We start from the raw sequence: 25,128 nt of genomic DNA on the forward strand, positions 1-25,128 counted from the left end.
TTTAGCGTTCAACTGAACGTGCGCCGGTAGGTCTGCGGGCTGACGCCGGTGGTGCGCTTGAAGCGATCACGGAAGGTGGTGGGTGAGCCGAAGCCGACCTGGCTGCCGATGCGCTCCACGGAGTGCTCCGTGGTTTCCAGCAAGTGCTGTGCCTGGCGGATGCGGGCCCGGTGGAGCCATTGGAGCGGCGTGGTGCCGGTCTGGTCGCGGAAGCGCCGGATCAGGGTTCGGGTGCTGGTTCCGGCCCGCTCGGCGATGTCGGCAAGGGTGAGGTCGCGGGCCAGGTTTTCCTGCAGCCAGGTGAGCAGCGTCTCAAGCTCGGAGCCCCGCGGCGTGGGTGCGTGGTCGTAGACGATGAACTGCGCCTGCCCGCCCTCTCGTTCGAGAGGCATCACTGACAGGCGGGCGGCGTCGGCGGCGACGGCCGAGCCGTAGTCACGGCGGATCATGTGCAGACACAGGTCCATGCCCGCCGCGGCGCCGGCCGAGGTGAGCAACTGGCCGTTGTCGACGTAGAGGACGTCCGGGTCGACGTCGAGGTCCGGGTGGGCGGCAGCCAGCAGGCCGGCCGCGCGCCAGTGGGTCGTGACGCGCAGTCCGTCGAGAAGCCCGGTGTCAGCCAGGGGAAAGGTACCCACGCAGATGGAGGCGATCCGGGTGCCGTCGGCAGCGGCCGACCGCAGCGCATCGTGCACGGCGGGAGGGAGCGAGGCAGCGAGATCGGCGACGCCCGGCACGATGATCGTGTCCGCGCCCTGAAGGCCCTCCAGACCCCAGGGGGCACGCAGGGTGAACGCTCCGGCGTCGACCTCGTCACGCTCCGCGCACACCCGGACCTGGTAGCCGGGCCTCCCGTCGGGAAAACGGGTCCGGGAGAAGACCTCGATCGGGGTGGACAGGTCGAACGGGATCACCTGATCCAACGCGAGCACGGCAACCGTATGCATGGCCAGAACTTACCTCCCCACCAGCTTGACGGTCCCGGGCCGCCCTTCCGGAAGGCCCACGTCATCCCAGTCCACACCCTTCAGGAAGTGCTGGCACTATTCCGTTGCAACCTGTCACCAGTGCCACTGGGCGAGCATCCAGGAAGCCGGTTGACTTCGGAGCGTCCCGGTGGAAATCGATGCCGAAGGAACCCCACACCCATGCACACCCAGGTCGTCCTGTTCGATGGCTTCGACCCGCTCGATGCCATTGCCCCCTACGAGGTCCTGTACGCCGGCGGCTCGGCGTCGGACGGCGCGGTGACCGTCGAGCTGGTCACCGCAGAGGGCCCTCGTGAGGTCGTCAGCGGCATCGGAGGACTGATGCTGCGCGCCGTCGGCGCCCTCGACCTGGAGCGCGCCGACATGCTTCTGGTACCCGGCGCCTCCGGGCGCGTGGGCGAACCCGGCGAGGCCCCGGAAGAGGAGGTGGGCGTCGGCGAGCGGAAGCAGGACGAGTTCATCCCCGTACTGCTGGGCCGCACACTGACCACCGAGCTCCCTGCGCTCCTCAAACAGGCAATGGACGACCCGGACATCACCGTCGCCACCGTCTGCGGCGGCTCGCTCGTCCTGGCCATGGCCGGCCTCCTGGAGGGACGTCACGCCACCACCCACCACATGGGCCTCGACATGCTGGACGCCACCGGCGCCCACGCGGTCCGCGCCCGCATCGTGGACGACGGCGACCTGATCACCGGCGCCGGCTTGACCTCCGGTCTCGATCTGGCTCTGTACCTACTGGAGCGCGAGGTGGGCCCCCGCGTCGCGCACGCCGTGGAAGAACTCATCTCCCACGAGCGGCGCGGCACCGTCTGGCGCGCGCAAGGTCCAACGCCCACCACCCTCTGAGCGCCCGGCCCTTCGCAGATCAGTCGCTCACCACCCCCCTGCACAAGCAGGAAGAACATCAGCATGTCCGTCGAAGGCACCGTCGCCGTCGACCCGAACACCGTGCCCGCGAGTATGTTTCCCGCAACGCCGCGCCGCGCCCTCGCCAACGCCTGACTGATCGCCTCGGTCCTGCTGACCGCGACGGCCGCCAGCGTACTGACACTCCTGATCCTGCCCACCCGGGACCGCGCTCTGGCCGAGACGTCAATGCTCGCGCTGCGACAGCTCGACCACGGCGATTCGGCCCGCGCCAGGAGGAAGAAGTCATCCCCTCATGAACCTTGTGTCACCAGTGATCGTCGGCATCATCTACTGCCTGCTGATGTCCCTGATCAAAGAACCGCACCGACGCCACTTCAACGCGATCATGGTGGGCGGAGCCGGCGCCGCCTATCTGAGCGGAGGCGGCTTCGGCCCGTGGGAGCTCCCATTCGTCGCACTCACGGCCTACGTCGCCTACCGCGGCCTGGACTCCTGGGCCTTCATCGGCGTCGGCTGGCTGCTCCACACGGCCTGGGACATGGCCCACCACCTCAAGGGCAATCCGATCCTGCCGTTCTACCACGACGCGTCTCTGGCATGTGCCATCTGTGATCCGGTCATCGCCCTGTGGTGCTTCCGCGGAGGACCTTCCCTGATCCCACTCGTCCGCCGCCGGTTCCGGCCCGGCCGGACAGCAGACCGCGCGCACGATCACGTCTCCGCCCCCTCCTGACCGGACCGCACCGGCATCCGACGGTCGGCCTGGGAGCCGGAAGACCGCCCCCGCCTCTTGCGACGATCGAGTCTGCGGTAGCAGATGAGGGTGCAGGCCGTCGCGCTCGCTGAGACAGCTGTCGAGGCGGCCAGGGATCAGCACACCGTCCGGCCTCGAGGAGCGAGGACTTTCCTACGTCCTCGCGCTGACCGGCAAGGAAGTCGCCCACCCGGAGGAGGCCGAGCCGCACCAGCCCGTCCACGACGGGCTCGGTCCGCCGACCCTCCCCCGCTACCGCACCCCACCACGAGCCGTTTCCACCGTTGCGGTGGAGGCCGGTGCCGGCCGGTTCACCGAGGTGACCTGGCGCCGCGGCAGCAAAGGCTGCGATGACCTCACGGTTCGCGGTCCTGACCGTCCGGCCTGCGGGCAAGCAGTCCCTGGCCGCCGCCCAGGAGGCGAGCGGCGGCCGCAACCACTGGAACCGAGTCCTGCCCACCCAGACCCTGCTGGTCGAATGGCCGCACGGCCAGGACGCTCCGACGGACTACTGGATACCGAATCTGCCCGCTTCGACTCCGGTCGCCGACCTGGTGCGGTGGGCGAAGATACGCTGGCGGATCGAGCACGACTACCGCGAACTCAAGCACGGCCTCGGCCTGGACCACTTCGAGGGCCGCACCTGGCGCGGCCGGCACCACCACGTCACCTCGTCACCGCCGCCCAGGCATTCCTCACCCTCAGGCGGCTCGACCCAAAAGTCCACACCGGCCTCACCCTCTACCAGGTCCTCGACGTCCTTCAGGACCTGCTGAGGTGCTGGGCCGGTACCTGCACCACCTGCGGACGCCCCCTGCCCGCCCGACGAAGCCGCCGTAGACAGCGCAGAACCTTACGAAGCACTGGACGAGACGGCGTCTGAACAGGAACGAGTAGTACGTCGCGATCCCGTGATGGTCCGTCGCGACCACATGGTGCATGGGCTCCCACCTTTGTGCATCCCACCCCGCCGGCGTCGCGTTTACCTGCTCATCCCTATTCCTCGGGTTCCGTGCAGGCGGCAAGTAGTCGCCCCAGATGTTTTGTACGAATTGGGCCTACCGCTCAGTAGTGCGGGAGGTCAGGCCGAAGAGCCCCCTTCCAGGTCCGGGACAGAACTGCTCACCTCGGTTCCCCACCTCCGTCGTCCGACGTGCGCCGAGGAGCCGCAGTGGAGGGCCGCCTCGCCAATCAGTCCGGATTCGGCACCCCGTACGCTCGTCCGTTAACCGACCGACGCAGACTGGTGAGGGAGTAGGAGCGCATGGCAGGGGACAAGGACTCACACGGGCTCGCGGCAGAAGCCGACCGAGCGGCCCAGCCTGCCGAGAACGCCCACCCCCGGCCCCGTACGGGACCCATTCACTGGCTTCTGTTCAACAGCACGTGCGTTGCGGCCTCGGTGAGCCTGATGTGGCTCGCGCCGGTGATCCCGCTGCCGGGCCTGCTACGCGGCGCGGCCTTCCTCGTCTCCGCGCTGCTGATACCTCTGGCGCTGGTCCTGGTGCCGGCCCTCTTGCTCCGCCGTATCCCTCACAAGAAGCCGCCGAAACTGGCCATAGTCGCGCTCACCGTTGCCATCGTTGCCGCAGTCGTGCTGGCGATCATCACCCGCCAGGCCGGCAACGAGCGGGCGCTGCAAGAACGCGGCCGGTGGGCCGAGGCCGTCGTGATCGAGGTCGAGAACCGCAAGACCGACAAGTGCACGCTCCGCACCCGCGACGGCCAGGAGATCTCACCTCAGCTGTCGGAGAGCGACGGCTGCGAAGCGGATTGGGTCGAGCCCGGCGACAAGCTGCGTGTGCTGTACGACCCCAAGGGTGCAGCCGGTCCGGTGGAGGACGTGGACGTGGAGCTGGAACCCGGCTCGTACCGAGGGACGATCGGCGGCCTGACAGCGCTGATCATCGCGGCAGGCACGTGGGGCTGTATACGGCTGAATCGGCGGGACAACGGGTAAGAACTCCCAACGAAATGATCTACAAGGTGGTTGGGTAACTCCGGAGCTGAAGATCCGGGGGTGCGGGGTGGCTCGGGCGAAGCCGTGGGAAGTTGACGATGAGTTGTGGGCGGTGATCGAGCCGCTTGCGCCCAAGACTGAGCGTCGGGCCCCAGCATCCGAGGCGCAAGCGGCATCTGGACCGGCTGGTGTTCCAGGGCATCCTGTTCGTGCTGCACACCGGGATCGCCTGGGAGCACCTGCCCGCAGGAGCTCGGCTTCGGCTCGGGCATGATCTGCTGGCGCCGCCTGGCCGAGTGGACCGAAGCCGGGCTACGGCCCCGACTGCACGGGGCCCTCCTCGCAAACTCCGTAGTGCGAACGCCCTGGACTTCTCCCGGGCGGCGGTCGACGGCTCCCACATCCGGGCGTTAAGGGGGCACCAAGGCCGGACGAAGCCCCGTCGACCGGGTCAGGACGGGCAGCAAACACCACCTGATCACCGATACCACCGGCATCCCGCTCGCCGCCACCCTCTTCGACGGCAATCGCAACGACGTCACCCAGCTCGGCCCGTTGCTGCAGGCCGTACCGCCGGTGCGGGGCAAGCGCGCCGGCCCCGGTGCCGACCGGACGTGGTGCTGGGCGACCGCGGCTACGACCACGACAAGTACCGCCGCCTGGTCTGTGATCTTGACGTAAAGCCGCTGATTGCTCGCCGGGGCATCGAGCACGGCTCCGAGCTCGGCGCTCAACGCCGGTTCGGTGAAAGCGCGTTCGCCCACCTGCACTGGCTCCGCCGTCTGCGAATCCGCTGGGAGATCCGCGACGACATCCACGAGGCATTCCTGATCCTTGGATGTGCGCTTATCCGCTGGAGGCGCCTCAGGGCGGCCCGATGAGTCCTGAGTGCGCTCGCCAAAACCGATCCGGAGCCATGGACGCAAGGCGGCGTACCGTAAGAGTGCGCGAAGACGGTCGATGAGTAGCGGGGGACGCGGCGTGGCCTATGCGATCGGACTCGTGTGGATGTCAGGGGCTTCCTTCATGACGTGGAAGGCGGCCCAACTCTGGCGCAACGCGCACTTGGTGGACTTCTTCTTGGCTTCCTTCGCTGTCCTGCCGTTCGGCCAGGAGGTCAGAAGAGGTGAGGTCCGCTCCGTGGGTGTCACCGCCACCTCGCTCTGGGCGATCGCTCCTCTTGTCTTCTTGGGACTGCTGGACGCTGAGATGACCGGGTCAAGCAGCCGTCGTCCTGATCGCGGTGCTCATCGTGTTGGCATGCATGGCCTGCGAGATCAGCATCATCCTCTTCAACGTCCCTGCACGTTTCGTGCCGCCGCACATGCGCTCTGATCCTGGGACCGTGGTGCTGTGGCGTGTACGCCGGGCGCGCAAGAAATCCGGTCAGCGCTGACACACTCGGCTGTCGCGTATGGCATTTCGTTAGGAGTTCTTAGTCCCACGGGGGTGAACATGAAACAGCGCCGGAAGCCGGTCTGACCCGAGGCTGGGAGTCGTCGCACGCCGGCCGCCGCGGCCCGCTGTCCCCCCTCCACCGCCCGGCCGGGCAGCGCGGAGGCGGGCCGACGCGCAACCGGCCCCGAGGACGCCCGGTCCCCCGGCGGGCCGGCCTCCGCCCGAGTCCCGCCCCGCACTCTCCTACTTCCTGATCGTGGACCGCTGAGGGAGGCACCAAGGGGTGTCAGCCCCCGACCACGCCCAAGACCGCGCAGTGACCAGCAGCAATGCATGGACAGCCGGACAGGTCGCGCGAGAATACTCGCAGCAGTTCGTGCAGGAGTTGCCGCAGCAGTTGCCAGCGGATGCCGAACCCTGCACCGTCAGTCCCGGCGAGACCACCAGCGGCGCCGCCTGCCCGAGTCCCAGGCGTGCCCGGCCCCCACCGGCCTGCACCGGCGCCGTCGGGGAGACCACAGATGCCGGGGACGGCCGCTCGGGACGGAGGACGACCGCCCGGTCGGAGCCGAGGTCAGCACCGTCATAGTGTCGCTGACAGGACGCTGACCTGCCGTGGTCGGACTGCACCGTCCCGGCCTCCCCGCGGGCGCCGCCACACGGCTGCGGGCAGGGACCGTGTCTGTGCTGTTGCGGTCGCCTGTGGGCGGGCGCTCTAGACTGCCGGATGTTCGAGCTTGGGATGGCATCGATCCTGGGGGGCCAGGGATGGACGGGGGACAGCCGCAGCCGCATGAGGCTGCGGACGCTGCGCAGTTCGTCGCGGCGATGCGGCAGTTACGGCAGTGGGCGCATGTGAGTTATCGCGAGTTGGAACGGCGTGCCGAGGCTGCTGGTGATGTGCTCCCGCGTGCCACACTGGCCGGCGCGTTGGGCCGGGAGGAGCTTCCTCGGGAGGAGTTGCTGGCTGCCTTTGTCCGGGCCTGCGGCGGGGGGCGAAGTACCGTCGAGGCGTGGGTGGGTGTCCGCAAGCGCTTGGCTGTCGACTCCGAGCGGCGTGCTTCCGCAGTCGTTGCCTCCGGGGCTGCGGGCGTCGTCGAGGCGTCCGGGGCTGCGGGCGTCGTCGAGTCTTCTGCCCGCAGGCTGCCGACAGGCGGCCTGGAGCCGCACAGTCTGCGGCTCCAGGCTCCGCACGACGGTTCGCTCGACAGGCCGGGTGAGCCGGGTGGGGCGAGTACCGGCATACCGGCGACAGAGGACGGGGAGCCCCGTCCTGGCGGGAAGGGCACGGAGACCGCACCACCGGCTGCCGCTGACCGGGCGGAGACGGGGGTCTCTGCCGAAGTCGAGCCCGAGACCGAGACCGAGACCGAGACCGAGACCGAGACCAGGATCGAGGCGGACACCGGCACGGCTGCAGCTGGTACGGCGGTGGCGCAGGAGGGAACGGCTGCTGCAGGGGCGAAAGCTGACGCCTCGCCGGTGGGGCCAGAGGGTGTGGGGCGCCGTCCCGCTCGCCGGCGTGGTCCGATCCTCGTCGCCGTCCTGGCTGCGCTGCTTTCGGCTGGGGTGACCGGGATCGTCCTGGCTCCCGATGACGGTTCCGGTGATCCGCGCACGCCCCCGGCCGGTCCGACTGTCATGGTTACGGTCTCTCCGTCGGAAACGGCCGGCCGTACCCCGGTCAGCACCGCCTCCGGCCCGGCAGCCACGCCCGCCGGCCAGGACAAGAGCACACCAGGGGCCACACGGCAGGCCCCGTTGCCCGCCGGGTCCGAGAGCGCGGCCCGGCCCGGTGAGCCCGGGCCGCAGCGGACCTCGCGGCAGCCGGAGTCGACGCCGTACGACCCGCCGCCTCCCTACGACCCCCACGAAACGCCTCCCCCTTCCTACGAACCGCCTTCCTACGAACCGTCTCCGTCGGCCCCGCCCGCCCAGGGCGGTGATCCTTTCCCCGAAGAGACCTGCTGGGACGTCACCAATGACTGCATCTGACCGGTCCGTCACGGGCCGCCTCCTATGCTGCGATGTGGCGGTAGCCGACGACCTGCGAGGCCGGCGGCAACGGCGCGACGGTCACCGTGCTGCCGGGACGGGGGGCGTGGAGGACCTTGCCGTCACCGATGTAGAGGGCGACGTGGCCGCCGCCGTAGCTGATCACCCGATCGCCGGGGACGAGTCGCCGGCGGGTGGTGGCGTTGCCGGCGTGGATCTGCTGCCAGGTGGTCCGCGGGATGCTCACACCGGCGGCTTTCCACGACCGCATGACCAGGCCGGAGCAGTCGTAGCCGTTCGGGCCGGTCGCACCCCAGATGTAGGGCTTTCCGGTCTGTGCCTTGGCGAAGGCGACCGCTGCCGCGGCCCGTCCCTTCGCGGTGGGCCCCTGGCTCTGGGAGGACGTGTTCCTGCCCGATGAGTCCTTGCGGCACGTGTCCTTGCCGGGCCCGCCGGGCGAAGGGCGCTGCGCGGGGGCGGGCCCGGACCGCCTCGTGGACGTGGCGCCGGCGGCCGCGGCTGCGGGCGTCAGGTGCAGGGTGCCACCGGCGTAGATGAGAGTCGACTGGCCCAGACCGTTGAGGCGTTGCCGCTCCTTGGCCGTGCTGTCGTACCGCTCGGCCAGGGCGAAGAGCGTGTCGCCGGGCCGCAAGACCACTGCTGTGGGCGCGGCGGGTCGGGGCCTGGGCCCGGTCTGTGCGAGTGCCGGCGGTGGCGGTTTCGGTGCCTGTTCCACCAGTACGGACCGGTCGGGCGGCGCGGCAGTGGGAGAGGGTCCCTGCAAGCTGAGGATCGCACCGAGCAGCACGCAGACGATCCCGGTCACGCCCAGGGCCAGCACGGTCTGCGTGACCCGTACGGCCTTGCGCACTCCTGCCCGGGCGGGTGAGGGGCGTGCGTGCCTGCCGAGAGCCGGGCGAAGTGCCGTGCCGGCCCGGCGGAGGGCCGGGCGAAGTGCCGTGCCGGCAGACCCAGTAGCACGGACGCCGCCAGAACGTCGCTAACACCCGGCCGCTGGAGCTGATGACCCGCTCCGGCCGCAGCCTGGGCCTACGCCGAACTCCTCGACCGGTGGGAGCAGGTGACGGAGGACCTGGTCACCCGGGCCCGAACCTGCAGCGGCTGCCGCGCCCAGGGCCCGCACGGGGGTGCCTGGCGCACACAAAGCCCCCTCGGCTACGTCACCCTGTGCCTGCCGTGCTCGGGAGCCACCTTCCAGCGGTACACCGGCCACCTGCGCGGCCTGCTGTACGAGTCGGCCCGCACACGCAGCATCCGCGCCGACGGCTACCTGTGCCGCCTGTGCTCGGACGCTCGGGCAGCGGTCTGGGATCACTGCCACGACCACGGCCTGGTCCGCGGCCCGCTGTGCGGCAGCTGCAACACCTACGAGGGAAAGAGCATCGCGCACGCCTTCCTGCAGACCGAGGAAGGCGCCGCCCTGCGCCTGCTGAAATGCCGCTGCTGCCTGGAGTGACGCTCCCTGCCCGCCTGGTACCACGCCGCCCACGCCCGGATGCACGTGGAGGCGACGCAAGACCACACCACCCGCACCCGCCGATGCAGGCACGTGCCGTGCATCGAGCACGTGGGGCTCGCCCCTGGCGCGTACCGGCTCGAGCTGTCCTGCTGGTGGCACAAGGCGACGTGGACGAAGGACGTCACGGTCGCTGAGACGGCGACGCTCGTGAGGGAGTTCGTCGAGCAGGCCGGCACCGTTGTACCGGCCCCATGCAGCCCGGCATCGGACACCACGCTCCAGGCGTGACGTCGTCCCCCGTATGTGAGCGAGCCCCGGACCATCGACGTCCGAGGTTCGCGGGCTGTTCGAGGCGCGGCTGCTACAGGTCGAACTCGAGGTGCTCGATGTCGGTGAACCGGACCTCCTCCAGGGAGCCGGCGCGGCTTCCGCTGTCCTGGAAGTAGACCTCTTTGAGTGCTTCGGCTGCGATGTCCTGGAGCCGGGCGTCGCTGGCGCCGGCTTCCTGGGCGTCGAAGAGGCGGGCGGCGTGCTGTGGGGGCAGGGCGATGGTCAGGTGCCGGATGCGGGACTCGTCGGTTGAGCCGATCGGTGCGGTGTAGCCCATGCGGGCGCGGGTGTCGATGACGATGCCACCGGTCGTCGCCGCCTTCTGCCGGGCTCTGGCCCGGACCTGCGGCTGCCACCGCTTCTTCACCTCGCGCTCCATGCGGACGGCGAGGTCCGGGCGGGGCTTCTTGATCTGGCCCTTCACGTACCGTTCGACGGTGCGCTGGGAGATCCGCAGCATCTGGGCGACCGCCTTGGTGCCCTTGAGCTGCTTGACCAGGTACCGCATCTGCGCGGGCGCGCTTTTGGGTGCCGGGCGGGTGAATGCCTTCTGCACCGCGGCCTCCAGGCCGTCCCCGAACAGGCTCATCGTGGCCTACTCCTACTCTCCGTTGTCGACGTCGGTGACGGTGCCGTCCTTGATGTACCGAGCGAGGTTCAGCTCCGGGGTGTTGAACCGCTCGCGGACCTCCTCGCCCCACAGGACGCTCTGGGTGCCCTCGTGCTTGACCAGGCCAGGGTTGATGCCCAGCTTGAAACCGCCGGGCAGCGGCTTGCCCTCCCGGTAGGGCAGGAAGTCCAGCGGACTCTCGCCGTTGGCCGCGTACACCACGCAGTCGGACAGGATCGCGACCGGGTACTGGCCGGTGAACGCCGCGTGCTTGACGATCTTGCGGTGCAGGTTGATGCGGGTGCGGGAGATGACCGCCGCGCGGATGTCCGGCCGCCACGTGGGCCGGGCCAGGGCCCGCCACGGCTCGCCCGGCCGCCAGCCCTCCCCCCTCGGCCGCTCGCGGAGTTTGCCCAGGCCGCCCTTGAGCGTCGCCTTGATCGCCGAGGCGACGATCGCCAGCTCCGGGTCGCGGCTCTTGTAGTCGTCCATCGCGGCGAGGAAGTCGTCCGGGGCGAGGTCGGCGTCGACACCGAGGTCGGCCATCGTGGCGAGGTAGGCGTCACGGAGCCGCTGGTACCAGCCGTCCAGGTAACGGCCGTTCTCGTAGCGGACGTACGCCTCGATCGGGCGTACCTCGTAGCCGAGCTCCGCCGCGTAGGCGACGGTGGGGGTCGCGTACCAGGCGGGCCCTTCGGGGCGCTCGCCCTTCGGCGTGAACGGGGAGGGCAGCAGGCTGCCGTCCAGCTCCACCCACTCCTTGCCGACCTTCACCTGCGACAGGTCGACGTGGGACAGGTCGACCAGCCACGAGCCGGGCAGCTTCGGGTCGAAGACCGGGTGCGTGACGTACGTCGCCTCGCCCAGGCCGACGTTCAGCCCGTTGGCGCCGGCGGCGAAGGCCATGTTGACGTCGATGCCGACCAGGTGGCGCAGGGTGCACTCGGCATCGGTCATCGGCCGCGCCCAGTCGTACGCCTCCTCGAACAGCTTCTCGCCAGGGCCGCGCACGTGGAAGCGGGGCAGGTCCTTGAGGACCGGGTGGCCGTCGGGGGCCTCGCAGGGCGCCGGGTCGACCGGATTCTTGCCCAGCGAGCCGGGGTTGTGCTCGGAGTGCCGCTTACCATCGGCGTCGGGCTCGGAGGCGCGGGTCGGCGGGTGCAGGGCGGTCATCAGCTCCAGGCCGGTCACGGCGGTCGATCCGCGCGGCGTCATCACCCTCGACGCGTACACGCCCAGCACTCGGGCGAGTTCGGCCGGCGCCAGCTGCCCGGCCTCCCCCCAATGCCGGGCATCCAGCGCGTGCCACGAGGGGATGCACAGCTGCACGCAGGCCCGCTCCGAACCAGTCGCGGGGCGGTAGATCCGCGCCCACGGGCCGAAGCCGCGTTTGGTCAGCTTCCACTCCCCGCGCGCGAGCTGCTTGACGACCTTGGGCCCTCCGGGATCCGCCCGGCGTGCTTCTCCTCCTCCGTGAGCGCGACGGGCAGGCCGTAGCGCTCCAGCGCGGCCTCGGTGAGGACGAGCAGCGGGTCGGCGTCCTTGCCCGGCCCGGCGAGTTTCGGCTGCCCGAGCTTCGCCTCACGCAGCGTCCACTCCACCAGGGCCGGGATGCTCTTGGCGGACACGTCCAGGACCAAGCCGCCGGTGCAGTACGCCAGCACCTGCCCGTCAGTGTCGACATCGACGACCGCCAGCGGACCGTTCCCGAACCGCGGATCGGCGGAACCCGCCGGGGGGCCGGCCGGAGCCGCCTTCTTCATACCCGGGCGTCGAGACGCCGACGACGTCCTGGGGGTGCGCGCCGGACGGGCCGCGGCCGCCGGAGCAGCAGCGGCGACGGGTGCGGGGGCAGAGGTTTGGACGTTCTCGGTTGCAGTCGTGTCCGCAGCATCGGGCGCCGGGCCTGTGGACAGAGTCCGCGCTTCCGCCGGGTTGGGTGCGGCGGTGAACGTGGCCGGGACCGCAGCGTCAGGGGCGGGCGTGGCCGTGTCGGCCGGGGCGACGGGGTAGAGCTCCCCGAGCTTGTTCAGCAGCCGGGCGTAGGCGTCGCGCTCGGGCGGGCGGGGCTCGGTCTTGCCGTTCTCCCAGCCGGACACCGTGGCCCGGCGCACCTTCAGCGCGGTGGCCACTTCGTCGATCGTCAGGCCGTGCGCGGCACGCAGCCGCTTGCGCTCCGTCGGCGGCGGCAACGTAGCGCGAGACGCGACCAGGGCGTCGACTGCGTCGAACAACATTCTGCACCATGAATCGTACGTTACGCGCGACGCGACGCGTACGGATGCCGTACCTTTCGCGTACATCATTGTTGACCTTGAACTGCGAAAAGATGAGCCTGGAGGACTGGCTCGAGGGGGGAACGACGTTGCCCGAGCCGGAGAGCCGCTAGGCGCTGGAGCCGGTGGTCGTCCCCACGTTCACGAGAGGCCGGGCAGCCCGGCGCGAGAAAGATCCAGACCGCCGACCACGTTCAGATGGCGCTGGACCAGCGGGGCAGCACGGTATGGATCCTGCCTCTACGAGGCGGTGCACTCCCGGTACGCGGAGTGTGCGGGTCGACCGGACACGCGCCGCTGGCAGGCCGCGATCGAGGCCTATGCCCGAGCGCACGGGTTCGACGCGGTGGTCGAGTCCGCCCTCGCCGATACCCAGGAGTTCCACACAGCCACATCGAGGACCTGCTTGAAGACGGACTCGTGCCTCGGCTGCCGGCGGGGACGGGTCACGGCGAAGACGTTGCGGACGAAGTGAACACGACACCTTTGCCAGGCGGCGCCGAGCATGACCTTGCGGATCGCTTTGACCAGGCCGCTGTGGCTGGCGGAGATGACCAGACGGACGCCACTCAGTCCGCGTTCTCCCAGATGACGCAGGAACTGGGTCCAGAAGGCTTCGGTCTCGCTGTCGCCGACCATGACGCCGACGACTTCGCGGCCGCCGTCCTGGGTGACGCCGGTGGCGGTGACGGTCGCCTGGGAGACGATGCGGTGGTGGACACGGGCCTTGACGTAGGTGGCGTCGAGGAACAGATGGGGGAAGCGGATGTGGTCCAGCGGGGCGGGTGCGGAAGGCGTCCAGTTGTTCGTGCAGGTACGCGCAGATCCGGGAGACCTCGCTGGTGGAGACGCCATGGACGTATGCCTCCATGATGACCGCGCAGAGTGCCTGGTCGATGCGCCGCCGGCGCTCCAGCAGGCTGGGGAAGAAGCTCCCGGCCCGCAGTTTCGGGATCGCGAGCTCGAGGTCGCCGGCCTGCGTGGTCACCGTCTTCTCTCGGTGACCGTTGCGCCAGGTGGTGCGGGTGTCGATGTGTTCGCCCCACTCGGCGCCGATCTTTGTGGTGGCCTCGGCCTCGATCAGTTCCTGCAGTAGTCGCTCGGCGACCTCGCGGACGAGTTCAACATGGGAGGGCCGCGATCCCGAAAGGCTCGGCGGAGATGGTCGCCGCGACGATCCGCACGGTCTTCGCCCAGCCCACCGCGGACGCGGTCCGCGCCCAGCTCGACACCGTCGCTGACATGCTCGGCCGACAATTCCTCAAGGTCAGAAAGATGCTGCTGGAGGCCAAGGAGGATCTGACCGCGTTCGCGGACTTTCCCCACCAGCACTGGAAGAAGATCCGTCCACGAACCCGCTCGAGCGGCTGAACCAGGAAATCAAACGGTGCACCGACGTCGTCCAGGTCTTCCCGAACCCACCCGCAGTCCTCCGCCTCGCCACCGCGGTCCTCGCCGAACTCCACGACGAATGGTTCACCTTCCCCCGCCGCTACTTCTCCAACGAGAGCATGGACGCCCTCTGTCTCGACGACACGATCGTCCTGCCGACCGCATCAGGCGACTGATCGCCTACACCGCAAGAAGGGGCATGACCAAGTCCGGCGACTCCTGGCAGTTGGCCGCCCCTCACCGACACACCGCTGGCGGACCGGCCACGCGAGGAGCTGGTCCCACTGACGCAGGCGCCACCAGGCCATCGCGAGACGCTGCCACTACCGCCGCCGCACCCGAGCCGCGGCCCTCAGTTCTCCCATCAATGACGCCATCGGCACCGCCTCCCAACCGTCACGTCTCTCCGCATGAGCTTGAGTCGCCGGTCGTGGTCGGCGGACGGCACAGGTCACCGGGCCGGGCAGGTGCCGCTCGCTTCGGCTCGGCTTCATGATCGTGGTGTCAGCGCGGGGCTCGCTGGTCGTAGTCGCGCTGGCGTGCTTGGATCTCGGAGGCGTTCGCGACAGTCCAGTCGTAGAGGTGAGCGAACGGCTCGCGCAGGGATTCACCGAGGGAGGTCAGCGAGTATTCGACGCCGACCGGCGAGGTCGGCAGCACGCGGCGCTCGATCATCCCGTTGCGTTCGAGCCGGCGCAAGGTCTGCGTGAGGACGCGTTGCGTAACGCCCTCGAGGCGGCGCTTGATCTCGTTGAACCGGCGTGGTTCGACCAAGACCGCCATCACCATCATCGACCACTTGTCGGCAATCTGATCGAGGATCGGCCGGCTCGGACAGTCGGACCGAAACGCCACGTCGTGCTCGGCGATGGCCCGGTAGACGGCCTCGGAAGTGGCCATGGCGGTATCCTCCACGATCCCTAGGATGCCTGAAGTGCGTTATTGACGCAGGTCAAGGACGGTTTCACGGTAGGTATACAACAGGAACCAGAGTCCTGTCAGACACCCAGGAGAAAAGTTGTGGGACACGACGACTACCAAACCTTGCGGGTCAGCCAGAAGGGCGGAGTCGCACAGGTCACGATCGACAACCCGCCGGTCAACGTCCTCAGCGTCGCGGTCATGACGGATGTGCGGCGCCTGCTCACCACGCTGGCCGGCGACGACACCGTACGCGTGATCGTGTTCGACAGCGCGGACCCCGACTTCTTCCTCGCCCACGTCGACATGACCGTCACCCCGGACGCCCTCGCCGGACTCATGGCCGACCTGCCGGACGGCGTCAACGTCTTTCAGGCCGTCGGGGAGCAGCTACGCCGCCAGCCTCAGGTGACCATCGTCAAGCTCGCCGGCAAGGCGCGCGGCGGCGGAGCCGAGTTCGTCGTGGCCGCGGACATGGCGTTCGCGGCGATCGGCAAGGCCGGGCTCGGCCAGATTGAAGCCCTCATGGGCATCGTCCCCGGTGGCGGCGCGACGCAGTACCTCACCGAGCGCGTCGGCCGTAACCGTGCCTTGGAGATCGTGCTCGGTGCCGACCTGATGGACGCCGAGACTGCCGAGCGGTACGGCTGGGTCAACCGAGCCGTCCCCGCCGATCAGCTCGACGAGTTCGTCGACCGCCTCGCCGGTAACATCGCCGCGTTGCCCGGCAGCGTCGTCGCGGCGGCCAAGCGCGCCATCGTCCTCCGCGATCATTCTGATGGTCTGGCGCGGGAGAACGACGCCTGGGCCGGGCTCGTATTCCGCCCCGCCACAGCACAGCTCATGGGCGCCGGGCTGGCCAACGGCGCCCAGACCCGGGAGGGCGAACAGGATCTCGAGGGTCTGTTCCGCGATCTCGCCGGGTAGTTGAATGAGCGCCTTCTGAGCTTCGGCTCACTCCCCTGAGCCGCACGATACCTGTCCCAAAGGCAGGGGCGTTGTCACCATGCCGCGGCGAACGGTGCGCCTCGTCTGTTCCTGCTGCAGACAGGAGCGGCCAATGCGACGAAGCCACCGCGCAGCTCCTGTGCGTGCGGATACGGATCCCCGTGCTGCGCGAGCACGCCGGGTTGTTCCCGTACACGGAAACCCTCGCGAGCAACACCGGCGACGACCTGCTCGATGTCGTCGACGCGCTGCTCGGCTACTGATTTGAGGCGGAGATGGAGGTGGACGGGTCCGTCGAAGCTCTTGATCTGATTCTTAACCTCGACCGTTCATGAGGGACCGTCAGCTTTGCTGACGGTCCCTTTGTGGTGAGTGCTGGTGCGGGTTTTCGGAGTCTGGGCAGGCTGATGGCCCGGTTGTCGCGTCGGGTGCGCGCCGGGTTCCACGTCTCCGGTCGGGGGGGTGCTCGCAGGGAGGGGAACGTGCTGCTCAGCCGGGATTCGGGAGGGCTTGTGGCCGGTCCAGGCCATTGGTGATCACATCGGTCCAGGGCCAGTGTCTGGCCAGGCGGAGGTAGCGGCGTCGGCCGGTGGTGATGAGCTGGGCAGCAGTGGAGAACAGCCGAAGCCGCAGGCGGCAGAGCTCCCACAGGCGGGCTTGGCCGGTCAGGGCAAGCAGGGGCATCCAGGCCAACAGGTCCAGGGCGACCTGGATGATCTCCAGCCAGATCTGGTTCTGCGCGACGTCGTGGAGGGGGAGGTTGCGCAGGCCGGTGACGCGGGCGGCGCGGATGCGGTCCTCGGCCCGGGCCCGCTGGCGGTGGCGCAGTTCGAGGGTGGCATGACTACCAGATGTAGAACCAGATCATGAGCCGCAGGTCTGTCGACCCAGTTGTCTCGGCCCGGATGAGGACTTGGTCGGTCAGTGGTGTCACATTGTGGACGGTCAGCACCGCGTCGCCGAAAACCGGGACAAATCGCGAGTCCACCTCACTCATCGTCGCGAGGCAGAAGTGATTCGGCTTGACCCCGGCCGTGTTGAACCTGCGGGAGAAGAGCCCATGCCCCGTGGTTGAGCAGAAGTAGTGCGCAGGCGTGGGAAATTCGCTGACTTGTGAGCGTTCCAGGGTCCTCGGGTCGATGACCTCTCCGGTCCGAATTTCATCCATTTCAAGACCGTCCTCTCGATGAGGCAGCACACCCCCGCTTTTCCAAGTTAACCGCCGGTCAAGGTGATCGCATCATGTCACCAGTTCGGCAACCCAACTACGCCTGGTCGTCCGGCGCGCACCGCCATGCACAAGGCCGCGCGGCCGTCGTGCACAGGCCGCATGGCCAGGGGCGTAGTTCAGACGCTGACCTGTGGGTGTGGCAGGTCTGAGGTAGTGGACGGTGCTCTGAGTGAGAGTGCGCGTTCCTGACATGTGGCGGTGCCCCGGACCGCGTACGGGGCACGTCCGGGGCACCGGAGAGGTGCCTGCCGCGACGGGGACGCGGGGCAGCGTGGCACCCGAGAGCGGTCGGCATCAGGGCTCCCGTCTACCGCTGCGAGGGAGGGGCCCGGAGTGGCAGACCTGTACGCCGGGGTCCTGGAGCCACCGGATCTCGCGGTGGCGTAGGTCGGTGGCGACGTCCGGAGCAATGACGGCGGACCACCGGGCGATCACCGTTGCGATCGTTCCGGATGCTGCCATGCCCGCGCAGAGAGCGCCGTCCGGCGCGGCGTACGGGGCTCACCTCGCCGTACGGGTCGCTGATCACGTCGGTGAGTCGTGCGGCGGCAGCGAACAACCCTGTCGCGCTGGCTCCGACGACGACTGCTGTTGGCCGACTGCTGTTAGGGGACATCGATGTTGACGCTTTGTGTGCTGGTGGCCTGCTGGCGGATGCTGTCGATGAGGCGGGGGTGCCGCAGCGCCTGCGAAATCGTGTCGATGTAATCGCTGAGATCGGCACCCAGTTGCTGCCTCTCGGGGCTCACTCGCGCGGGCTTCTCGCCGCGGTGTGCGTCGATGGCTGCGCGGATGGTGACAGCTCCGGCGAGGCCTCGCGCCTTCTCTTCGTTGACGCCGCTTGGTAAAGCGTTGCTCGCACGCCGGTAAAGGTCGCGGTCGAGATAGGGCGCCAGGATGCGCAGAGCATCGTGGATCCTCTGTTGACGCTGCACCAAACGAAGGCCCAGAGGCAGCCGGCGGCCGAGTGCCGGCGCGACGGGTGAGGGCACCACGTCGCGCACGGTCAACCACAGCGGGCGTAGCTGCCTGTACTCGCGCTTCTCACGGACCCGCTGCTGCAGGAAGGGGCCGACCTGAGGCACGATGAACCCAGGGCCCGAAGGTCTCCGCGTCCACCTCGTGCTGCGAGGCTGATTCCGCACGTGCCGCCACGGTGAGGATGGCCTCGCGCGGCACTGCGTGCAAGGCGAGGATCTGTTCGACAGCCCGGCGGACGGCTTCGGGATGCTGGTCCGCAGTGAGTGATCGGGCGGCTCCGTGCAGCCCGGCCATGCGGTGCCCTGCGCCGATACACGTCGATGAGAGCCTCCTGTCGTGATCAGAGAGGCCCGCGACGGATCTCGAACCTGCCCGACTCTCGCCACCGCCCGGGGCGGCAGCAACGCCACCCGCCGCACCGCCGTGATCGTCGGGCCGCCGGGCCGCCGGGCCAGCGAGCGCGCAGCGGTTGTGGCGAAATGTCTCAGGATCACATCACTCAGACCGCTACGGATACTCGCCGCATCCGACCGAGATGAGCCGTGCCAGATCGACAACACTGCGGACGAAGACAGACGCCCCTGGGGACTTGTCAAGACCTTGGATTGGCGACCACCCAGTGGGGTGGAAGCACCAGCAGGGAGACTGGGCTTGAGTCTCCCGTAGGGGGAGGCACGAAGGTGCAGGCATGGACGGCGACACGCTCTTCACGATCGGGGCCCTGGCCCGGAGGACCGGGCTGACGGTCAAGACCATTCGGTTCTACTCCGACACCGGAATCGTGCCGCCGACGGACCGCAGCCCGGCTGGCTACCGTCTCTATGACATCGGCGCACTGGCGCGTCTGGATCTGGTACGCACCCTGCGTGACCTGGGGCTCGACCTTGCTGTCATCCGGCAGGTGCTGGACCGGGAGGTCTCGGTGCCCGAGGTCGCGGCCGCACACGCCGACGCCCTGGAGGTGCAGATCCGCACTCTGCGACTGCGGCGCGCGGTGCTGCGAGCGGTGGCCAAACGGGACTCCACCCCCGAGGAAATGGACCTCATGCACAAGCTTGCCAAGCTCTCCGACGACGAACGCCGACGCCTCATCACCGACTTCATCGACGACACCTTTGGCGAGTTCGACGCCAACGCCGACTTCGTCGACATGATGCGCTCGGCCATGCCCGAACTGCCGGACGACCCCGAACCCCATCAGGTCGACGCCTGGGTGGAACTCGCCGAACTCACCCAGGACCCCGACTTCCGCGCCGCTGTCCGTCGCATGGCGGAGTACCAGGCAGCCGAGCGCGCCCAAGGCGACGTCACCGGCTTGCACCACGACCTCACCGAGACCGTCCGCGACAGCGTCGGCCGCGCGCTCGATGCCGGCATCGATCCGGCCTCGGCCGAGGCCGCACCCATCATCGACGCCCTCACCGCCCGTTATGCGCAAACCTTCAGCCGCGCCGACGACGCCGACTTGCGCCACTGGCTGCTGACACGCCTGGAGATCGCTGGCGACCCCCGCGCGGAGCGCTACTGGCATCTGTTGGCCGTCATCAACGGATGGCCCGTCCCGCCCAGCCTGGCACCGGTGTTCATGTGGTTCACAGAAGCCCTGCGCACTCACACCCCGCGGCAGACCCGCGTGCAGTAGTCCCACGCCTGACGGCCGCTCCGATCCTCGTGGCTTCGATCCCGCCGCGAGGGTCTCGGAGCGTTCGACAAGATGACCGCCCTCGAACCGGGCTCCGGCGCGGACGAGAGCGACGAGACGAGGAGTGTTCACCGCCCGCCAGCGGGCCTGCGCGGACTCGACGAGCTTGAAGACCGTGGCAAGGGCCGCAGCCGCGCTGCCGGCGCCTGGCGTGACCTTTGTTCGTAGCCGGACATTGGCGAAGGTCGACTCGATCGGGTTCGTGGTGCGTAGGTGGATCCAGTGCTCGGCGGGAGTAGTAGAACGTCAGCAGCTCGTCGATGTCGTAGGTGATCTTCTTCACCGCCTTGGGGAACTTGGCCCCGTAGCTCTTGTCGAACGCAGCGACGGCCTTGAGGGCGTGGTCGCGGTCTTCGGCGTTGTAGATCTCCTGCAGGGCCTTCTTCGCCCCGGGCAGGGCGGACTTCGGCAGCGCGCTCGCGACATTGGCGATCTTGTGAACCCAGCGCCTCTGGTGGCTGGTCTCGGGGAAGACTTCGGCCAGGGCCTTCCAGAAGCCGAGTACACCGTCGCCGACGGCGAGGACGGGAGCGCGCATGCCCCGGCGGGCGCAGTCACGCAGCACGTCGGCCCAGGAGTCGGCCGATTCGCGGTAGCCGTCGCTCATGGCGATCAGCTCTCTGGTGCCGTCCACGCACACGCCCATCAGCACCAGCACGCACGACTTCGCCTCACTCAGGCGTGTGCGCAGATGGATGCCGTCAGCCCAGACGTAGACATAGCCGTTGGTGGACAGGTAACGCTCGCCGAACGCGGCGTGACCTCGAACAAGATGGCCAACTACCGGCCGACGTCACACCGACCACAGAAGGAGAGAGCCCTGTATCCGAATTCCAGTTCTAGAATTCGCCCGCCTCCACCCGTTACGGGGATATGAGAGCTCCCGTTACCCGATCACCAGTCCGCATCTCACCCAGCGGAGCCTCCATGAATGCCGTACACCTTCCTGCGCTTGTTCATCCCGCGTTCGAAAGCACCACCGCCGTCCCCCGACGGCCGGATCGTCCTGGTGGCCGACCCCGGCCCCCGAGGCGCGCTGCCGATGCTGCCCGGCGGAACCGTGGAGGACACCGATGCGACGCCCGAGGACACCCTGCACCGCGAAGGCGCCGAGGAAGGCCAGCTCACACTGGCCGATCCGGTGCGACTGGGCTGGGTGCTGGACGAGACCGGCGAGGTCTACGGCGGCGTGAGGCCCCACGCCCGGCTCCGCCTGGCCGCCCGGGTCACCGCCATCGGGCCGGCGACCGTCGACCCCGCCAACGGCCACCCCCCTCGTCCGGCTGCTCGCCACCCCGCCCAGGCAGCCGCCCTGCTGGGCCGGGGCCCGCCCGGCGCGCGGCAAGCCCAGCTCGCGGCGGACACAGCACGGGAGAGATGGGGCCTGCCCACCGCTCACGCCGCCGTCATCGACGAGATCCGCGCGGAGGGGATGCGGCTGAGCTGACCCTCACGACCGCCCCGCCTCGACTCGTCCCACTCCACGCCCCATCGAGGAGCCCCATGCCCTTGTCTCACGACCACATCCACACCACCGTCGACGCCTACCTCGCTCGCCACCCTCACGAGCGCAAGCAGCTCGGCACCCTCCTGGATGCCCTCGACCGGGCCGGTGACGAGATCGCCAGCCGCTCCACCCTCCCCGGACACGTCACCTGCGGCGCGATCGTCGTCGACCCGCTCGGCCGCGTCCTGCACGTGGTGCACCTGGCAAGCGGCAAGGTCCTCGCCCCCGGCGGACACACCGAGCCAGCCGACGAGTTCCTGCCAGCAGCGGCGCTGCGGGAGCTGCACAAGGAGACCGGAATCCCTCTGCAGGCCGTGGCACCGTGGCCCGGCTACGAGACGGTGCCGTTCGACGTCGACATCCACGACATCGACGCCCACCCGGGCAAAGGCGAACCCGGCCACCGGCACTTCGCCCTCCGGTTCCTCTTCCGCCTGCACACCGCCGCAGAGGTGCCGGTGGTGCGACAGGAAGAACAGGTCGGCGGCATCGAATGGCGGCCCGTGGACAAGGTGACTTCCCCCTCCCTACGCGAGAAGCTGCTCAAGCTCCCGCCGGCAACCGAACCAGAGACGGCCAACGCCTCCGCCCTGATCTACAACGACCGCGGCGAGTACCTGCTCCACCTGCGTGACTACTTCCCCGGCCGGATCTGGGAGCCGGGCATGTGGTCCCTGTTGGGCGGCGGCCGAGAGCCCCAGGACGTCACCCTGGAACACACCGTACGGCGCGAACTGGCCGAGGAAGCCGGCCTCCACATCGCCGACCTGACCCCGTTCGGCACCGAGTACGCCCGCGACGACGCCGGCACAAGCTTGCCCATCGCCGTCTACGCCGGCCGCTGGAACGGCGACCCGCGCGAACTCCGCCTGACGGAAGGCGTAATGCTGGCCTGGTTCGCGCTCGACGACCTCCACCGATTGCGCATCGCGCCCACCACCAGCGACCTCGTACGGCGCCACGCCACCGGCCTCCCAGCCAGCGCCGCCAGCACCGGGTCGCAGAGCAGGCCCTCATCGCACGAGGAGAGCTGCCCAGCTTCGCCGCACGGCACAGTCCTCAACGTCGTCGGCGCCCACCTCTACCTGGAGCGATCCGACGGGACGGTGCTGCTCGGGCTGCGCCACCCCGACTCGGCATTCGCACCGTCCACCTGGCACGTCCTGGCCGGCCACTGCGAGCAGGAGAACGCCATCACCTGCCTGCTCAGGGAGGCACGAGAGGAAGCCGGCCTGCACATCGAGCGCCAGGACGTCGAACTCGTCCACGTCGTCCACCACATCGACAAGGCCGGGGACCGGCCCCGCATGGGCCTGTTCTTCCGCGCCCGGACCTGGAGAGGTGAGCCGGAACTACGCGAACCGGACAAGTGCACCCAGTGGAAGTTCTGGGACTCTGCCGCGTTGCCCGACAACCTCGTTTCCTACACCCGTCAAGCCATCGCAATGATCCAGAACGGGGTGCTGTACAGCGAGTCGGGCTGGCCCGCATGACCGGCACTCCGAGCGGCGCCCACCGTCGTGTGTCCACTGCGACAGCGGCCGGCCGCAAGGACACCCGTCTGGTGGTGATCCGCGGCAACTCGGCGTCAGGCAAGTCAAGCGTGGCCCGGGGCCTGCGAGATCACTACGGCCGCGGTATCGCGGTCGTCGGCCAGGACGTGATCCGCCGGAACGTGCTCAGGGAACACGACACCGCGCGTGGCGCCAACATCGCCTTGATGGGCAGCATCGCACGCGAAGCACTGAACGCCGGCTTTCACGTCGTGCTCGAAGGGATTCTGTACGCCGACCGCTACGGCCACATGATCAGGTCTTTGGTACGGGACCACCGCGGCGTCTCCTGCTGCTACTACCTGGACGTGCCGCTGGAAACGACGTTGGTCCGACACGCGTCAAAAGACGATGCCGTATACCTGACGCACGTCACTGACAGCCACCTCGCCTGCTGGTACCGCGAGCTGGATCTGCTCCCCGACGGTCTGGAGACCGTGATCCCGGCCGACAGCACGCTGCAGGACACCATCGCGCGAATCCTGGGCGAAACCGATCTGCATTCCGCCTCCCCCACCCCGCCGCCGCTGTGCAAGCCGTCGCAGGGAGACTCGATGAACCCTCTGGTGTTGATGTCCGATCCGTCGGTCGCCGCGATCCCGGTGCGCGAGTGCGGGGAGCCGCTCGTCGACGTGCGTGACCACAGCTTCCGCGTCGATCCCCGCAAGCAAGATCCGCCGGGAGCGTTCGCCCACGTACGCGAGGACGTCCTCGCCCGCCTGGGGCACGCCCGCTCGCTCCTGCCCGCCGGCACCGACCTGCTGTTCATCGAGGGCTACCGGCCTCCGGCCCTGCAACAGCGCTACTACACCGAGTACCGGGACGAGCTGGCCGCCGCTCACCCCGACTGGACAGCTGAGCAGCTGCACCAGGCCGCCAGCCGATACGTATCGCCACCGGAGATCGCACCTCACTCGGCGGGCGCGGCCGTGGACGTCACCCTCGTCGACCAGGACGGCCACGAACTCGACCTCGGCACCCGCGTCAACGCCTCCCCCGAGGAGAGCGACGGCGCCTGCTTCACTCACGCCCCGAACCTCAGCGATCGCGCGCGCCACCACCGCACGCTGCTGCTCAACGCCATGGAGAACGCAGGTTTCACCAACTATGCGACCGAGTTCTGGCACTTCTCGACAGCGGACCGGTACGACGCACTGATGCGGCAGGAGCCGCACGCGCGCTACGGACCGATCGAAGCGCTCTAGTGCTGCAGTCTGGTTTCGTGATCTACCCGTCAGGTTCGCCGCGGATCTCCGGAACGGTCAGCTTGATCGGCTCGCGTCTGACACGAGGTGATACCGCGCGAGAGCACGCCGCCAAGGAGCCCGGAGTCGCGATGTGTGTGTCGGCGTACACCGGCGTACATAGCTAGCGCGAGGCTTGCAGGCGTCAAGTCCCAGGAAGCTGAGAGCTCAGGGCAGCGGAAGGGCTCGGGCTGCCGCAACGATCGCGTCGGCGTTCTCGGGGCTCGCAAGGGATGTGCGAAGAGCGGCGTCGTGCAGTGGCCTCGCTCGGGCCAGAAGCGTCCGTCCCGCGTCGGTCAGCTCACTGAAGGTGCCCCGACGGTCGAAATCGCAAAGGACGCGGCGCAACAGGCCGCGGCCCTCCAAGCGGCTCACCAGTCGCGTTGTCGCCCCGGTTGTGAGCCCGGACACCTGGGCGACATCCTGCATCCGGAGGTGGCCGTTGATCTGCTGGTGGATGACGTCGAGGACAGTGAACTCCACGACGGAAAGCTCCACCTCGGCAAGAGCTCGCGTCAGCGCATCCACGATCCGCCCGTGAGCCGCGTTCAGCTGACGCCATTGCGCGATGTCCCTGGCGTTCGACTTGAACGACCCCACGGCGTTCGCCGAAGCACTCGACGGCGTGGAGAGCGTCTTCCTCCTGACCACGTACACCGCCGAGATGCTCTTCCAGGGCAAGACATTCGTTGACGCTGCCGCCGACGCGGGCGTGAAGCACATCGTTCACTCCGGCGTCTTCAGCTCCCGCCGGGATCCGGTGCCTCACTACACCTGGCACGACCTCCTCGAGACCTACATCGAGGCCAGCGGGATCGCCTGGACACACCTGCACCCCAACAACATCATCGAGACGACCCTGGCCACCAACCCTCCGGTCACCGAGACGGGCTCCTTCACCATCCAATTCGGCGAAGCCCAGCAGGGCTGGGTCGCGGCGCGCGACATCGCCGCAGTCGCAGCTGCAGTCCTTCGCGAGGGACC

General features: G+C 68.9%; 19 protein-coding genes and 7 pseudogenes. 15 read left to right on the forward strand and 11 right to left on the reverse strand.

The features are described from left to right. Nucleotides 1-8 precede the first annotated feature (8 nt). On the reverse strand, nt 9-947 hold the full coding sequence (locus ACH4F2_RS32220; RefSeq protein ID WP_398136284.1) for a GlxA family transcriptional regulator: 939 nt from the start codon (nt 945-947) through the stop codon (nt 9-11). A gap of 201 nt (nt 948-1,148) precedes the next feature. On the opposite strand from ACH4F2_RS32220, the gene ACH4F2_RS32225 reads away from it, so the two are divergent. From ACH4F2_RS32225 to ACH4F2_RS32255, 7 genes and pseudogenes are all read left to right on the forward strand, one after another. Next, the gene (locus ACH4F2_RS32225; protein ID WP_398136285.1) at nt 1,149-1,838 is read left to right on the forward strand and encodes a DJ-1/PfpI family protein; all 690 of its coding nucleotides are present in this window, start codon (nt 1,149-1,151) and stop codon (nt 1,836-1,838) included. A 316-nt stretch (nt 1,839-2,154) separates the two neighbouring features. Beyond that, complete coding sequence (locus ACH4F2_RS32230; protein WP_398136286.1) at nt 2,155-2,595, forward strand: DUF6010 family protein; 441 nt, start codon at nt 2,155-2,157, stop codon at nt 2,593-2,595. Nucleotides 2,596-2,731: 136 nt separating this feature from the next. Further along, nucleotides 2,732-2,950: pseudogene (locus tag ACH4F2_RS32235) on the forward strand (transposase); the annotation flags it as partial. A gap of 16 nt (nt 2,951-2,966) precedes the next feature. After that, nucleotides 2,967-3,392: a transposase gene (locus ACH4F2_RS32240; RefSeq protein ID WP_398136287.1), complete on the forward strand. Its 426-nt coding sequence runs from the start codon at nt 2,967-2,969 to the stop codon at nt 3,390-3,392. A gap of 488 nt (nt 3,393-3,880) precedes the next feature. Further along, nucleotides 3,881-4,576 (forward strand): hypothetical protein, encoded by a 696-nt coding sequence (locus tag ACH4F2_RS32245; RefSeq protein WP_398136288.1) that lies wholly within the window; start codon nt 3,881-3,883, stop codon nt 4,574-4,576. A 67-nt stretch (nt 4,577-4,643) separates the two neighbouring features. Further along, nucleotides 4,644-5,457: pseudogene (locus ACH4F2_RS32250) on the forward strand (IS5 family transposase). Between the two features lie 100 nt (nt 5,458-5,557). Beyond that, nucleotides 5,558-5,911 (forward strand): hypothetical protein, encoded by a 354-nt coding sequence (locus tag ACH4F2_RS32255; RefSeq protein ID WP_398136289.1) that lies wholly within the window; start codon nt 5,558-5,560, stop codon nt 5,909-5,911. Nucleotides 5,912-7,991: 2,080 nt separating this feature from the next. On the opposite strand, the gene ACH4F2_RS32260 is transcribed toward ACH4F2_RS32255, so the two are convergent. Then, complete coding sequence (locus ACH4F2_RS32260) at nt 7,992-8,840, reverse strand: NlpC/P60 family protein (RefSeq protein WP_398136290.1); 849 nt, start codon at nt 8,838-8,840, stop codon at nt 7,992-7,994. A 210-nt stretch (nt 8,841-9,050) separates the two neighbouring features. Between ACH4F2_RS32260 and ACH4F2_RS32265 the strand changes: the two genes are divergently transcribed. Next, nucleotides 9,051-9,446 (forward strand): endonuclease domain-containing protein, encoded by a 396-nt coding sequence (locus ACH4F2_RS32265; RefSeq protein ID WP_398136291.1) that lies wholly within the window; start codon nt 9,051-9,053, stop codon nt 9,444-9,446. A 364-nt stretch (nt 9,447-9,810) separates the two neighbouring features. Here the strand turns inward: ACH4F2_RS32265 and tpg are convergent, their stop codons facing one another. From tpg to ACH4F2_RS32280, 3 genes and pseudogenes are all read right to left on the reverse strand, one after another. Beyond that, entirely contained in the window at nt 9,811-10,368 is a 558-nt protein-coding gene (gene tpg / locus ACH4F2_RS32270; RefSeq protein WP_398136292.1) for a telomere-protecting terminal protein Tpg, read from the reverse strand. Between the two features lie 12 nt (nt 10,369-10,380). Further along, nucleotides 10,381-12,626: pseudogene (tap, locus tag ACH4F2_RS32275) on the reverse strand (telomere-associated protein Tap). Between the two features lie 489 nt (nt 12,627-13,115). After that, nucleotides 13,116-13,782, reverse strand: a pseudogene (locus ACH4F2_RS32280) (IS256 family transposase); the annotation flags it as partial. 17 nt (nt 13,783-13,799) lie between these two features. On the opposite strand from ACH4F2_RS32280, the pseudogene ACH4F2_RS32285 reads away from it, so the two are divergent. Continuing rightward, nucleotides 13,800-14,233, forward strand: a pseudogene (locus tag ACH4F2_RS32285) (transposase); the annotation flags it as partial. A 328-nt stretch (nt 14,234-14,561) separates the two neighbouring features. Here the strand turns inward: ACH4F2_RS32285 and ACH4F2_RS32290 are convergent. After that, a complete protein-coding gene (locus ACH4F2_RS32290; protein WP_398136293.1) occupies nt 14,562-14,957 on the reverse strand; it encodes a winged helix-turn-helix transcriptional regulator in 396 nt (131 codons plus the stop codon). Nucleotides 14,958-15,077: 120 nt separating this feature from the next. Here ACH4F2_RS32290 and ACH4F2_RS32295 point away from each other — a divergent pair, with 120 nt between their 5' ends. Continuing rightward, complete coding sequence (locus ACH4F2_RS32295; RefSeq protein ID WP_398136305.1) at nt 15,078-15,905, forward strand: enoyl-CoA hydratase/isomerase family protein; 828 nt, start codon at nt 15,078-15,080, stop codon at nt 15,903-15,905. 510 nt (nt 15,906-16,415) lie between these two features. On the opposite strand, the pseudogene ACH4F2_RS32300 reads toward ACH4F2_RS32295, so the two are convergent. The 3 genes and pseudogenes from ACH4F2_RS32300 to ACH4F2_RS32310 form a co-directional block, all read right to left on the reverse strand. Further along, nucleotides 16,416-16,766, reverse strand: a pseudogene (locus tag ACH4F2_RS32300) (transposase); the annotation flags it as partial. Between the two features lie 4 nt (nt 16,767-16,770). Continuing rightward, entirely contained in the window at nt 16,771-17,094 is a 324-nt protein-coding gene (locus ACH4F2_RS32305; RefSeq protein ID WP_398136294.1) for a hypothetical protein, read from the reverse strand. 668 nt (nt 17,095-17,762) lie between these two features. After that, nucleotides 17,763-18,242 (reverse strand): DUF6545 domain-containing protein, encoded by a 480-nt coding sequence (locus ACH4F2_RS32310; RefSeq protein WP_398136295.1) that lies wholly within the window; start codon nt 18,240-18,242, stop codon nt 17,763-17,765. Between the two features lie 584 nt (nt 18,243-18,826). Here ACH4F2_RS32310 and ACH4F2_RS32315 point away from each other — a divergent pair. Beyond that, the gene (locus tag ACH4F2_RS32315) at nt 18,827-19,780 is read left to right on the forward strand and encodes a MerR family transcriptional regulator (protein WP_398136296.1); all 954 of its coding nucleotides are present in this window, start codon (nt 18,827-18,829) and stop codon (nt 19,778-19,780) included. A gap of 18 nt (nt 19,781-19,798) precedes the next feature. On the opposite strand, the pseudogene ACH4F2_RS32320 reads toward ACH4F2_RS32315, so the two are convergent. Then, a pseudogene (locus ACH4F2_RS32320) lies at nt 19,799-20,594 on the reverse strand (IS256 family transposase); the annotation flags it as partial. 177 nt (nt 20,595-20,771) lie between these two features. Between ACH4F2_RS32320 and ACH4F2_RS32325 the strand changes: the two are divergent. Genes ACH4F2_RS32325 through ACH4F2_RS32335 form a run of 3 tightly spaced genes read left to right on the forward strand, consistent with a single transcriptional unit; the run spans nt 20,772 to nt 24,105 of the window. Beyond that, a complete protein-coding gene (locus ACH4F2_RS32325) occupies nt 20,772-21,287 on the forward strand; it encodes an NUDIX domain-containing protein (protein WP_398136297.1) in 516 nt (171 codons plus the stop codon). A gap of 56 nt (nt 21,288-21,343) precedes the next feature. Continuing rightward, entirely contained in the window at nt 21,344-22,840 is a 1,497-nt protein-coding gene (locus ACH4F2_RS32330) for an NUDIX domain-containing protein (protein WP_398136298.1), read from the forward strand. Next, entirely contained in the window at nt 22,837-24,105 is a 1,269-nt protein-coding gene (locus ACH4F2_RS32335) for a M15 family metallopeptidase (RefSeq protein ID WP_398136299.1), read from the forward strand. The genes ACH4F2_RS32330 and ACH4F2_RS32335 overlap by 4 nt, the downstream gene beginning before the upstream one ends. 207 nt (nt 24,106-24,312) lie before the next feature. Here the strand turns inward: ACH4F2_RS32335 and ACH4F2_RS32340 are convergent, their stop codons facing one another. Beyond that, on the reverse strand, nt 24,313-24,744 hold the full coding sequence (locus tag ACH4F2_RS32340) for a MarR family winged helix-turn-helix transcriptional regulator (RefSeq protein WP_398136300.1): 432 nt from the start codon (nt 24,742-24,744) through the stop codon (nt 24,313-24,315). Between ACH4F2_RS32340 and ACH4F2_RS32345 the strand changes: the two genes are divergently transcribed. Further along, the coding region (locus ACH4F2_RS32345) for an SDR family oxidoreductase (RefSeq protein ID WP_398136301.1) at nt 24,731-25,128 on the forward strand (398 nt) is incomplete at its 3' end. The two genes, ACH4F2_RS32340 and ACH4F2_RS32345, sit on opposite strands and share 14 nt — an antisense overlap.

This window comes from Streptomyces sp. NPDC017890 (assembly GCF_044328675.1).
In the GTDB taxonomy this organism is placed as follows: Bacteria; Actinomycetota; Actinomycetes; order Streptomycetales; family Streptomycetaceae; genus Streptomyces.

What these genes read in the sequence shown, in the direction of transcription:
- ACH4F2_RS32315 (WP_398136296.1), top strand. Translation starts at nt 18,827, where the DNA reads ATGGACGGCGACACGCTCTTCACGATCGGGGCCCTGGCCCGGAGGACC.
- ACH4F2_RS32220 (WP_398136284.1), bottom strand. Translation starts at nt 947, where the DNA reads ATGCATACGGTTGCCGTGCTCGCGTTGGATCAGGTGATCCCGTTCGAC.
- ACH4F2_RS32305 (WP_398136294.1), bottom strand. Translation starts at nt 17,094, where the DNA reads ATGGATGAAATTCGGACCGGAGAGGTCATCGACCCGAGGACCCTGGAA.
- ACH4F2_RS32245 (WP_398136288.1), top strand. Translation starts at nt 3,881, where the DNA reads ATGGCAGGGGACAAGGACTCACACGGGCTCGCGGCAGAAGCCGACCGA.
- ACH4F2_RS32240 (WP_398136287.1), top strand. Translation starts at nt 2,967, where the DNA reads ATGACCTCACGGTTCGCGGTCCTGACCGTCCGGCCTGCGGGCAAGCAG.
- ACH4F2_RS32230 (WP_398136286.1), top strand. Translation starts at nt 2,155, where the DNA reads ATGAACCTTGTGTCACCAGTGATCGTCGGCATCATCTACTGCCTGCTG.
- ACH4F2_RS32335 (WP_398136299.1), top strand. Translation starts at nt 22,837, where the DNA reads ATGACCGGCACTCCGAGCGGCGCCCACCGTCGTGTGTCCACTGCGACA.
- ACH4F2_RS32225 (WP_398136285.1), top strand. Translation starts at nt 1,149, where the DNA reads ATGCACACCCAGGTCGTCCTGTTCGATGGCTTCGACCCGCTCGATGCC.
- ACH4F2_RS32325 (WP_398136297.1), top strand. Translation starts at nt 20,772, where the DNA reads ATGCCGTACACCTTCCTGCGCTTGTTCATCCCGCGTTCGAAAGCACCA.
- ACH4F2_RS32330 (WP_398136298.1), top strand. Translation starts at nt 21,344, where the DNA reads ATGCCCTTGTCTCACGACCACATCCACACCACCGTCGACGCCTACCTC.
- tpg (WP_398136292.1), bottom strand. Translation starts at nt 10,368, where the DNA reads ATGAGCCTGTTCGGGGACGGCCTGGAGGCCGCGGTGCAGAAGGCATTC.
- ACH4F2_RS32290 (WP_398136293.1), bottom strand. Translation starts at nt 14,957, where the DNA reads ATGGCCACTTCCGAGGCCGTCTACCGGGCCATCGCCGAGCACGACGTG.